This is a genomic window from Falsiroseomonas stagni DSM 19981, assembly GCF_900114315.1.
Taxonomy (GTDB): Bacteria; Pseudomonadota; Alphaproteobacteria; order Acetobacterales; family Acetobacteraceae; genus Falsiroseomonas; species Falsiroseomonas stagni.
The window spans coordinates 227,914-239,848 of sequence record NZ_FOSQ01000009.1; the positions used below are offsets into that span (position 1 = coordinate 227,914).

The following is an 11,935-nucleotide window of genomic DNA, read 5'->3' on the forward strand; positions in this document are numbered from 1 at the left end:
ACACCATTCGCCCCTGGGTCAATTATCCCGGACGATCACGCAACACGGAGTTGTGCCGATCCTTCATCGGCCAGCCGCTGATGCAGCCTGCAATACAGCGCGGTGTTCGTGGCGGTGTCGAAGGGAAGCCCGGCGCCATCAGCAGGTCGCGGCCCCGGCGCCAGGATGCGCTGCGCCAGTTCCACGGGGTTGCCGACATCGAACAGCGCCATCCGCCCCGGCATGGCGCGATCCAGTTGCAGGAAATTGCGGGTTCGGGATGCGACGACTCGGCACCCCAGTTCCAGCGCGATGGCGATCGCACCGCTGCTGGTCTGGCCGACCTCCAGATAGGGCATCGCCACCACGTCGCAGACCGCCATCGCCCGCGCGAATGCCGCGTCACCGGGGCTGCCCATGAAGTGGACGCGCTTGAACATCCCGCCGCCGCAGGCCTCCACCAGGCGCTTCAGATAGGGGTCGATCGCCTGGTGCGGCCGGTAGCGCTGGGCATGCACATTGCCGAAGAGGAGGAGGTGATGCGTCTCCGGCAGCAGCCGCAGTGCCTCGATCGCCGTCTCGATGCCCTTGTAGGGTGACAGGAAGCCGAAGATGCCGACCAGCACGGCATCCGGCGGCAGGGCCGCGATCTGCGGGAAATCGGCCCGCGTCGCCGATTGGCGCAGCGCGCGCGCGGCCTCCGCCGGCAGGAAGGCCAGCGGATGGTGCTCGACGGTCCGGTAGCCATGCAGGTCCCGCAGCAGCCGCGCTTCCCGCGCGCCATGCACGATGATGCCGAAGGGGCGCGTCCGCTCCGCCTGCCGCATCAGCCGGTGCAGCCCGCGCGCCAGCCGCGCCTCATGCACCGCGGCGACGAAGCGGTCGAAGCCCCCCCGCACGCCACCGGCCAGGATCGCCCCCCAGGGCAGCCCTTCCGGCTCCGGCACCCGGTGCAGCGTGAGGGTGAGCGCCCGCGCCGCCTCCAGCAGCCATCCCAGCCGGCGCAGGATCTGCGGCGGCGCCAGGCCGAGCGTGCCGAATTCCAGCTGGATGTTCACCGCATCGAAGTCACGCAGTCGCGCGGCGATCTCCTCGACATGCCGGTCCCCCAGCGCGCTGATCCGGCCCTGCGTGTTGAGCAGCAGCCCCTGGTCGAGGTCGAAGACCTCCACCTCCATCGAGGCTTCCAGCAGCGGCACCAGCGCCCGCGTATAGCTCGCGATCCCGCACAGCTCGTCATAGGTGCTGACGATGGCGAGGCGAAGCCGCGGTGCCCCGTCCCCCCTCATCGCCGCGATCCGGCATCGCGGGCGGCGGCGTCCCGCAGATCCGCCACCAGGCCGCTGACGTAGCCCCAGGCCATGGCCGCGACCCAGGTCCAGCAGCCCAGATCCAGCACCGTCCACCCCATCAGCACGGGACCCGCCGCCGGCGCCAGCGCCAGCATCCCCGCGCATCCCGCGAAGATCACCCGCAATTCCGTGGTGCCGACCGGCCCGGCCGAGAGGTCCAGCACATTCGTCACCGCCAGCCGGGCCGCCGCCAGGTTCACCAGCATGAAATGCAGCGCGACCGCGATGAAGGGCAGCGCCGGCCACAACAGCCCCGAAGCCGCGAAGCCGATCGCCAGCGCCAGGTAGCCCAGCATGTCGATCCCGTTGTCGAGGATGTAGCCCCGCCTCGGCCGCGCCTCCCCCCGATGCCGCGCCAGCCGCCCGTCCAGCGAATCGCCGAACCAGTTGATGCCGATCCCGGCCACCGCCAGCAGGCACCATCCCGGCCCCGACGCGGCCATGCCGAAGCCCAGCGCCGCCAGCACCGCGCCCCCCAGCCCGAGGGCGGAGAGCATGTCGGGCGTCACCCATCCCGGCAGTCGCGGCAGCAGCGCATCCAGCGCGCGGGCCTCCGGCGCCGCCAGCAGCCCGCCATTGCGCCGCAGCGGAGTCACGCTTCCGCCGCCAGCCCGGCCAGCGCCGCCAGCGCGGCCTCGATATCCCCGGGCCCATGCGCGGCGGAGGCGAAGAAGCGCAGCCGGGCCGTCCCCTCCGGCACGCCCGGCGGCAGCACGGGGAAGGTGCAGATGCCCGCCTCCTCCAGCGCCTGCGCCGCATGCAGCGTGGCCGGCACCTCCCCCAGGATCACCGGGACGATCCCCTCCCCCCAGGCGGTCCCGGCATCGAGGCCGATCGCCCGCACGCCCTCCACCAGCGCGCGGCTGTTGGCGCGCAGCCGCGCCACGCGCTCCGGCTCCTGCCGCAGCAGGCGCAGCGCGGCCAGCGATGCGGCGGCGACGGGCGGTGGCATGCCCACGCTGAACACCAGCCCCGGCGCCCGCGCCCGCATGATGTCCACCAGCGCGCGGGACCCGCAGACATAGCCGCCGCAGCCGACCAGCGATTTCGACAGCGTGCCGAACCAGACTTCGACATCGCGCGGGTCCACCCCGGCATGTTCGGCGATGCCCCGCCCGGTCGGGCCCAGCACGCCCAGCGCATGGGCTTCATCCATCATCAGCCAGGCATCGTGGCGCTGCTTGATCCGCAGCAGAGCGCGCAGGTCCGGCCCGTCGCCGGACATGGAGAACAGCCCCTCCGACACGATCAGCACCTTGTCATGCAGGTGCCGGGACCGCCGCAGCACCTCCTCCAGGTGGTCGAGGTCGTTGTGCCGGAACGCCAGCCGCGCCGCGCGGCAGGATTCCGCCCCCAGCACCAGGCAGTTGTGGGCCAGCGCGTCATGCAGCACCAGGTCGCGCGGCCCCATCAGGGTCAGGATGACGGAGATCGCCGTGGCATGGCCGCTGACGAAGACCGCCGCGGCCTCGGTCCCCGTGAAATCCGCCAGCTCCCGCTCCAGCGCCCCATGCACCGCCCTTTCGCCGGAGGTCATGCGGCTGCCGCCGGCGGAGATGCCCCAGCGCGCCCCGGCTTCCCGCGCCGCCTCCAGCACCGCCGGATGCCGGTTCAGGCCGAGGTAGTCGTAGCTCGCGAAGTTCCGCATTGCCCGGCCATCGAGCCGCGCCTGGCCGCCCGCCAGCGCCTCCCGCTCCCGGTAATAGGGGTCCCGCACGCCGAGCACGCCGCCCCAGTACCGTTCCTCCTCGATCTCGGCGTAGAGCGGGTGTTGCAGAAAGGGATCCTCCCGCGCCGGCGCCGCCGCCGGCAGGGCGCGCTGGCGAACCGGGCGGTTCATGCGCGCACCGCCCCCGCCACGGGCTCCGCGGCGCCGCCCGCCGCCGGCCGCGCGGGTGCCCCGGCATCTCCCTCGGCCTCCGCGCCCAGCAGGGATGGCAGCAGCCGGTGCACCAGCTGCCGGGCGGATTGCCCGCCGCCGAGCGCGGCGAGGCCCGTCATCGCCGCGCCGGTCCGCTTCTCCAGCGCCATGCGCAGCTCCAGGGCCATCAGCGAATCGAGGCCGAGGTCGATGAGGTTGCGATCCGCATCCACCTCCTCCACCGGCATCCGCAGGATGCGCCCGACTTCCTCCCGCACCGCATCCAGCAACCGCTCCGCCGCTTCCTCCCGCGGCAGGCGCGCCAGGTCCAGCAGCGCGCCGCCGGCCGCCTCCTCCTGCGCCCCCGCGGCGAAGAGTTCGGAGAAGATCGGCGAGCGCAGCGTGGCCAGCCCCCGCGCCCCCGGCGCCCAATGCGCCACCGTATAGGCGCTGACCGCCGGCGCGGCGGCCGGGTTGCCGAGCAGCCGGCCGAGATGGTCCAGCGCCTCCGCCGTCGTGATCCCCGCCACGCCCGTCGCGGCGCGCAGCCGTTCCGCCAGGCCGCGCGTCCGCGCGATGACGCCGCTATCGGCGATCGCGCCCCAGCAGACCGCGATCGCGGGCAGGCCGCGGCCCCGCATCTCCCGCACCGCGCCTTCGAGGAAGCCGTTGGCGGCGACATAGGCGCCCTGCCCGGGGCTGCCGACCATCGTCGTCACCGACGAACAGGCCACCAGGTATTGCAGCGCATCCCCCGCCAGCGCGGCGCCGACGGCGCGGATGCCATCGACCTTCGGCGCCAGCACGCGGTCCAGCGTCTCCGCCGCCACGCCCGACAGCAGCCCATCCTCCAGCACCATCGCGGTATGCACGATGCCCGCGATGCGCCCATACGCCTTTCGCCAGCGCGCCATGGCGTCGGCCAGGGCGGCGGCATCCGTGACATCCATCGCCGCCACCTCGAAGCGCAGCCCCTGCGCGCGCAGCGCCTCGATCCGCGGCATCGCCGCCGCGTCCACCGCGCCGCGCCGCGACGCGACGAGGATCGCCTTCGCGCCGCGCTCCGCCAGCCAGAACGCGATGGCGAGCCCGAAGCCGCCCGTGCCGCCCAGCACCACATGCAGCCCCGGCGCGGCCTCGAAGGTCCCTGGCGGGCGCGCCACGCCCTGGGAGGCCGGCCGGACCACGATCTTGCCGACATGGCCGGAGGCCTGCATCAGCCGGAACGCATCCCCGGCCGCCGCACCATCCAGCACCAGCACCGGCAGCGGCGGATGGGTGCCCTGCTGCACCGCGCCCAGGGCGGCGGCCGCCGCTTCCAGCGCCGTGGCCGGCGCATGGGCCAGAAGCTGGTCCAGGTCGACGCCGATGAAGGCGATGTTGCGGGCGAAGGGCCGCAGGCCGATCCGCGTATTCTCCAGGAAGTCCCGCTTCCCGAGTTCGACGAAGCGGCCGAAGGGCCGCACCAGGCGCAGCGTCGCGCGCATCGCCTCCCCGGCCACGGAATTCAGCACCACATCGACGCCATCCGTCACGGCGCGGACCCGATCCTCGAAATCCGCGGCCCGCGAATCGACGACGGCATCGGCGCCGAGCCGCAGCAGCAAGGCGCGCTTTTCCGGCGTGCCCGCGGCGGCGATCACCCGGGCACCCCGCGCCCGCGCGATGCCGAGTGCCGCCAGCCCCACCGCGCCGGCCCCGCCATGGATCAGCACCGTCTCCCCCGCCCGCAGCCCCGCGCGGTCCACCAGCGCATGCCAGGCCGTGGTTGCCGCCACCGGCAGGGCCGCGGCGGCCTCGATGGACAGCGCCCGCGGCACCGGCAGAAGCTGCGCCGCCCGCACCACCAGGTGGGAGGCGAAGGCATTCTCCGCGAAGCCGACCACCGCCGTGCCGGGTTGCAGATGGTCCGGCACGCCGGGGCCCGCGCGCAGCACCTGGCCGGAGAATTCGAAGCCGAGGCTCCCGCCCGTCAGCCCCTCCCCCAGGATCTCCTCATCCAGCAGCCCGAGGGCCAGCATCACGTCGCGGAAGTTCAAGCCGGTGGCCGCGACCGCGACCTCGACCTCCCCGGCCCCCGGCGCCTCGCGCGGCGCGATGACCCAGCCGAGGCCGTCGATCCCCGCCCCCGCCTGCGCCAGCACGGTCCTCTCCCCCGGGCCCGGCGCGCGGCTGGCCGGCCGCCCCCGGCGCAGCCGCGCGACCGTGGCGCCGCCGGCGCCCAGCCGGATGTCCCGCTCCGGCGATGCCAGGTGGTCGCCCAGCGCCGCCGCGATCCCGCCCGGCGCCGCGCCATCCGCCATCCGGAGCACGCCGATATCGACGTCCTGGTATTCATTGGCCAGGCTGCGCACCACCGCCACGGTCGCGTCCGACAGCGCACCATCGCCCTCGCACAGCACCCGCAGCCGATGGCCGCCGAGGCCCTGCGCCAGGTCGCGCAGCCGCAGGATGCGGTCCCGCAGCGCCGCCCTCTCCCCCGCCACGGGGCCGGCTTCCAGGTCCAGCACCACGGCGCCGGGCGCCACGCCGGGCAGCCCGCCGGTGAGGGGGACCAGTTCGCAGCCCGGCAGCAACGCCCGCGCACGGGCCATGGCGCCCGGTCGCACATGCAGCGCCGGCAGCGCCGCCGCCGGCATCGGCTCCGGGACGGTCCTGGCGGCGAAGAGCATCAGCCCGGCGCCGCCGTCATCCAGCGTCTCGTCAAGCAGCGGGCCGAGGCCGGCGGCCAGGGCCGCCTCCCGCGTCTCCGCCGGCAGGGGCCATTGCCCGACCGGGGCGCGCGGATCGGCGGTCAGGCTCCACCACCCCTCCTCCGCCCCATGCAGCAGGTCGATCACCGGGTCATGCGGCGGCACGCCGAGGATGATCGGCACCGCACCGCGCAGCGCCTGCAATTGCCGCAGTGGCAGGGATGGCGTCGCGTCCAGCGGCAGCACGACGACGCAGGCCGCGAGGTCCGGGGGCGCGGCCGGCGTCTCCGCCGCATCCCGCACGCCGACCAGGCCGCGCGCGCCCGCGCGCGCCAGCACCGCCTCCGCCCGGCGCGGCGTCGCGGTCAGCACCTCCAGCGCCAGGCGCCCTTCGCGCAGCGCCGGCAGCAGGCGGGGCAGCAGCCCTTCCAGCCCCGGTTCCAGCAGCGCCACCCGCAGCGGCGCGCCCGGCGCCGCCCGGTCGAGGATCGCCGCCGCCACCGCCTCCATGGTCGGCGCCACCAGCCGGGACCGGGCCAGCCAGCCATCCCCGGCTTCCGGCACCGCCGCCACGCCGCTGTCGAGGAATACGCCCAGGCGATCCATGGCGCTGGACGCCGCCCGCAGATCTGCCACCGCCTCCGGGCTCCGCCGCAGCAGGTCGCGCAGCGCCGCCTCCGGCGCCGGCGCCTCCCGCAGCCCGCCATCCGCGGACAGCGCACCCCGCTCCCGCAGCATCTCCAGCATCGCGTGCCACAGGGGCCGCGCCGCCTCGGGCACTGGCGGCTCCTCCATCGGGATGGGTCCCGACCCGGCGATGCCCCGCACCAGGAATGTGGCGACCGCCACGGCCCAATCCGCCGGCCCCGACACCGGCCCCGCCACCACCGCCGGCAGCGCCCCATGATCCCGCAGCGACGCCTGGCGGGCGGGCTCGTCATGATCGAAGGGCAGGATGATCCGGTCCTCGTCGCGCCAGGCGGCGAAGACGACGCGCCGCATGACACCGCCCTCCACCCGCGCCACGAGCCCGTCATCGGCGGCCAGGAAATCCACATCCACCACCCGCGTATTGCGGGTGCGGCGGATCACACGCACGACCGACCGCGCGATCGGCGTCCGCGGCCCGAACAGCGAAAGCCGCCCGACGCGCACCGGCAACTCCCCCGCCGTCACATTCGGCGCCGGCAGCAGGTCGAGGAACAGGCCATGCAGCGCCGCGTCGAAGGCGGCGGGGTCGGTCACCATCACCGGCGGGAAGGCGCCGAGGTCCGGCGCCGGCCCGTCCAGCGCCGCCACGAAGCCGCCGGGGCAGCGGTGCAGCGCGGTGACGGCCCTGAACGCCCCGCTGTAGTCCAGCCGGGCACGCGCCGCCGCGGCATAGACCGCCTCCGCCCCCAGGCCCGCGCCCTCCGCCGCCGGGACCGCCACGGCGGGAACCTCCCCGGCCAGGATCTGCACGGCCGCGCGGGCATGCAGGACGAAGGGATCCCCATGGTCCGATCGCGGCCGGGACCGCACGGCGATCATCTGCTCCGCCGCGTCGAAGGTGACGCTGACCTCCCGCGTCACCCCCGGCTCCAGCACCAGGGCGCGCAGGATGTCGAGGTCGTTCAGCCGCAGCCGCGCCGTGCCGAGCACCTGTTCGGCCACCGCCGCCATCATCTCGATGAAGCCGGTCGCGGGCAGCACCACCTGGCCATCCACCCGGTGGCCCGCCAGGAAGGGCACGGTCTCCAGGCTCAGCGCATGGCGCCATTCCGTCCCGCCCGGCGCCATCCGCGTCCCGGCCAGGGGATGGCAGCCCGCGGTGCCGGGCTCGCCCTCATAGAGGCTGTAGGCCTCCGGCGTCCGGTCGATGACGAAATGGCCGCGATTCCAGGCCATGGGCGGCAGGATGCGGCTGCCGCGCCCGGTGCCCCAGAAGCGCGGCGTCGCGCCCCTTGCCACCGCCTCCGCCACGATGGCGCGGACCGGATCGGCGGCCACGGGCGGGGACATCGCCAGGCTGCCCATGATGCCCACCGCCCGGCCAGCCCGCCGCGCGACATCGCCCATGGCACTGCCGAGCAGCGGCCGGGGCCCGATCTCGATGAACAGGTCGGCGTGGTCCAGCGCCGCCGCCATGGCCGGGGCGAAGAGCACCGGCGACCGGATATTGTCCCACCAATACGCCGCGTCGAGCATGGCGCCCGAGGCGACATCGCCCGTGACGGCGGAGATCATCGGCACCCGGCCCGCCACGGGGGCCAGCCTGGCCAGGGCCTGCAGGATCGTCTCCCGCTCCGGCTCCAGCAGCGCGTGGTGGAAGGGGTAGTCGATGTCGAGCAGGACGGAGGGAATGGCCTCCCGCCGCGCCGCGGCCATGACGGCGCGGATCGCCGCGGCGGGGCCGGAGATGGTGGTGGAGGCCGGGCCATTCTCCGCCGCGACCTCGACCCGCGCGGCGGGGGATGCCCCCTCCTCCCGCGCCAGCGCCTCGGCCAGGGCGCGCGCGCGGGCGGCGTCGCAACCCAGCACCGCCATCCGCCCCAGGCCGCGGATCGCTTCCTGGCAGGCACTGCGCGCGACGATGAGGTGCGCGGCCTGGGCACGGCCGAGGATGCCCGCCGCCGCCGCTGCCGCGACCTCCCCCACCGAATGGCCCAGCACCAGCGCGGGGCGCAGGCCCTGGGCCGCCAGCGCATCCACCAGCCCCATCTGGATGGCGTAGAGCGCGGTCTGCGCCGCGGTCGTGGCCGCCAGCCGCTCCTCCGCATCCCCGGCGTTCAGCGTCTCCAGCGGGCAGACGCCGCCGGCCTCCCGGATCAGCGCCGCCGTCGCCTCGACGCTTTCGCGGAAGGGGGCGGAGCGTTCCAGCGCCTCCAGCGCCATGCCTGCGTATTGGCAGCCATTGCCGGTGAAGACGAAGCCGATCCGCGCGCGCGGGACCAGCGCCTCCGCCATCCGTGCCCCGGGCGCCGTGCCCCGCAGCGCCGCGGCGGGGTCCTGGACCTCCGCCAGGTCGATCACGAGGCGATGGCGCAGCAGGTCCCGGCTGGCGGCCGCCGCGCCGGCCACCGCCGCGACACCGCGGCGATCCACAGCCGCCGCATAGGCCGCCGCCAGGCGGGACAAACCCTCCCGCGTCGGCGCGGAGACGATGAGGAGGTCCGGCGCCTCCCCCGCTGCCGAGGCCGCATCGGCCGGGCCAGGCCCCTCCAGGATCGCATGGGCGTTGGTGCCGCCGAAGCCGTAGTTGCACACGCCGGCCAGCAGCGTCCCCTCCACCGGCAGGTCGAGCGCCTGGCTCGCGGGGGCCAGGTTCAGCGCCGCCACATCGATGGCCGGGTTGGTGGCGTCCAGGTGCAGCGTCGCGGGCAGGTGGCGATGGCCCAGCGCCAGCACGGCCTTGGCGAGGCCCGCCAGGCCCGACACGGCCTCCAGATGCCCGATATTCGACTTCACCGACCCGACGGGCAGCCGCTGATCCCGCTGCTGGCCCAACGCCTCCCCGATCGCCCGCGCCTCCACGGGATCGCCGACCGCGGTGCCCGTGCCATGCGCCTCGACGAAGGAGAGCGATCGCGGGCTGATCGCCGCCTGGGCATAGGTCGCCGCCAGCAGGGCGCGCTGCCCCTCCGCGGAGGGAAAGGCGATGCCGTTCTTCCGCCCATCCGAATTCACGCCAACCGCGCGGAGCCTGGCCCGCGCCGGCAGGGGGCCGGCCGCGCCGGCCCGCCCCAGCACCAGGGCCACCGCCCCCTCCGCCCGCACATAGCCATCGGCCGCCGCCGCGAAGGGACGGCAGCGCCCGGTGGGCGACAGCATGCCGGCCCGGGAGAACCCGACGAAGGGCGCCGGGGAGGACAGGATGTTCACCCCCGCCACGATCGCCAGTTCGACCTCCCCCCGCTCCAGCGCCACCGCCGCCTGGTGCAGCGCGACGAGGGAGGAGGAGCAGGCCGTATCGAGCGTCATGCTCGGCCCGCGGAGGTCGAAGACGTAGGAGACCCGGTTGGCCAGGATCGAGAGGCTGTTCCCCACCATGAAATGCGCGCCGATCGCGCCGAGGTCGAGCAGCGGCACATTGGCGTAGTCCGTGGCCGAGGCCCCCACGAAGACGCCGACCTGCCGCCGCGCCAGGCTCGACGGGGCGATTCCGGCATCCTCCAGCGCCTCCCACACCACCTCCAGCAACACGCGCTGCTGCGGGTCCGTCTGCGCAGCCTCCCGCGGGGAGAAGCCGAAGGCGGCGGCATCGAAGGCGAAGATGTCGTCGAGGTAGCCGCCCGCGAAGGTATAGGCCGTGCCGCGCGCCGCCCGGTCGGGGCTCAGGAATCGCTCAGGCCGCCACCGCCCCGCCGGCACCGAATCGGCAACGCTGCACCGCCCGTCGCGCAACAGCGACCAGAAGGCATCCAGGGTCGGCGCCCCGGGCAGGCGGACGGCGAGACCCCGGACATCGAGCCCCTGCTCGGGCGCGCAGATCACCCGGGCATCCCAGGCAAGACCCCGCTGCGACCGTCACCCGGCACGTGAGGACAACCCTTGATGCCGATCAGGAGTCACCGCCACGCGGCCCTCGCAGACCCCGGCGAAGCACCTGGTTGCCCCGGGGGCTCGCGCCGATTGCGCGTCAGAATGGATGAGGTGGCGGAGCGCCGGACCCGGCCGGATGGTCGTCAGCATCCCACTTCTATATCCCCCGGCCATCGCCAGCCGGAAGAGGAAAGAACGTAGAAGGCGATCTAGACCACCACCAAGATAACCCCAGGGTGTTTACTGCGCCCCCCCCTGTGGCCGATGATCCCGCCATGGGCCTTGCGATCATCACTGGGGGCTCGAGCGGCATCGGGCTGGCGATGGCACGCATGCTGCTGGGGCGCGGCATGGATGTGCTGGCCGTCGCGCGCGATGAGGCGACGCTTCTTGCGGCGCGGGAGAGCCTCGGCCCGCTCGGCCATCGCTACCAGGCCGCACCATGCGACGTCAGGATCGCTGCCTCGCTGCACGCCATCTGTGCCGAGGCCATCGGGCGGCACGGCGCACCGGACCTTGCCATCGCCTGCGCCGGCATCGCCAAGCCCGGCCGCTTCCTCGATCTGCCGCCGGCGGATCATGAGGAGGCGATGGCGACCAACTACCTCGGCAGCCTGAACCTGGCCCGCGCCTGCCTGCCCGCCATGGCAGAGGCCGGGAGCGGGCGGCTGCTGCTGGTTTCATCGGCCGCGGCACTCGGCACCTTCCACGGCTTCTCCGCCTACACCCCCTCCAAGGCGGCGGTCCGCGCGCTGGGCGATGCGCTGGGGCTGGAGATGGCGCCGCATGGCGTCAGCGTGACCGTCGCCTTTCCCCCAGATACGGAAACGCCGCAACTGCGTGCGGAGCTGTCCCACCGCACGGCGGTCGCGCGCGCCTATCTCAAGGGCGCCCCGGTCCTGTCGGCGGAGGACGTGGCGCGGGCCCTGCTGGCCGCGACGGAAGCGGGCCAGCGGCAGGTCGCGCCCGGCATGGGCCCGCGCGTGATGCTGGCGCTGCCGGTGCTGACGGACTGGATCGGCCGCTGGCGCCAGTTGCGGCTGGCGCGGCGGCTGGACGGAAGGCAGGGGTAAGGCGGATCAGGCTAGTGGCCGGTTCAGTCTTGGCCGCGATCGTCCCGCCCTGCTTGTTGTCCGCTGCTGGCGCCTCGACGCGAGAAAGCCCCCGGGCTTTTGGCCTGGGGGCAATTTATGTGTGATACCAACGCCCTCAACGGTTGACCTGTGCGTAGTCGCGGGTGGCGATGGAGGTGATGCGGCTTGGATCGTTGATGAGGGCGTTCCAGGCATCGCAGCACGCATCGACGATAGCGTCGTAGGTTTCGTAGACCCGGTTGCTGAGCTGGTTCTGGCGCAGGAACTGCCAGACGTTCTCGACCGGGTTCAACTCGGGCGAGTAGGGCGGCAATGGTAGCAGGCTGATGTTCTCCGGGACCTGGAGCTTGCCGCCGGTCTGGTGCCAGCCCGCGCCATCGAGAGTGATGACGGCATGGGCGCCTGGAGCGACATGACGGCTGATTTCTTCGAGGT

The 11,935-nt window shown here is 74.1% G+C and carries 6 protein-coding genes; 1 reads left to right on the forward strand and 5 read right to left on the reverse strand.

The genetic code is table 11. From position 1 onward, the window contains the following. Positions 1-35 precede the first annotated feature (35 nt). Genes BM041_RS21160 through BM041_RS31905 form a run of 4 tightly spaced genes read right to left on the reverse strand, consistent with a single transcriptional unit; the run spans position 36 to position 10,358 of the window. Positions 36-1,268: a glycosyltransferase family protein gene (locus tag BM041_RS21160; protein ID WP_092961882.1), complete on the reverse strand. Its 1,233-nt coding sequence runs from the start codon at positions 1,266-1,268 to the stop codon at positions 36-38. Continuing rightward, entirely contained in the window at positions 1,265-1,927 is a 663-nt protein-coding gene (locus BM041_RS21165; RefSeq protein WP_092961883.1) for a CDP-alcohol phosphatidyltransferase family protein, read from the reverse strand. The genes BM041_RS21160 and BM041_RS21165 overlap by 4 nt, the downstream gene beginning before the upstream one ends. After that, entirely contained in the window at positions 1,924-3,171 is a 1,248-nt protein-coding gene (locus tag BM041_RS21170; protein WP_092961884.1) for an aminotransferase class I/II-fold pyridoxal phosphate-dependent enzyme, read from the reverse strand. Before BM041_RS21170 ends, BM041_RS21165 begins: the two co-directional genes overlap by 4 nt. Next, positions 3,168-10,358: a type I polyketide synthase gene (locus tag BM041_RS31905; RefSeq protein ID WP_092961885.1), complete on the reverse strand. Its 7,191-nt coding sequence runs from the start codon at positions 10,356-10,358 to the stop codon at positions 3,168-3,170. The genes BM041_RS21170 and BM041_RS31905 overlap by 4 nt, the downstream gene beginning before the upstream one ends. Positions 10,359-10,681: 323 nt before the next feature. Here BM041_RS31905 and BM041_RS21180 point away from each other — a divergent pair, with 323 nt between their 5' ends. Beyond that, positions 10,682-11,479 (forward strand): SDR family NAD(P)-dependent oxidoreductase, encoded by a 798-nt coding sequence (locus tag BM041_RS21180; RefSeq protein WP_092961886.1) that lies wholly within the window; start codon positions 10,682-10,684, stop codon positions 11,477-11,479. A 136-nt stretch (positions 11,480-11,615) separates the two neighbouring features. Here BM041_RS21180 and BM041_RS21185 read toward each other — a convergent pair. After that, a partial coding sequence (locus tag BM041_RS21185; protein ID WP_175533927.1) for a transposase occupies positions 11,616-11,935 on the reverse strand: 320 nt, incomplete at its 5' end.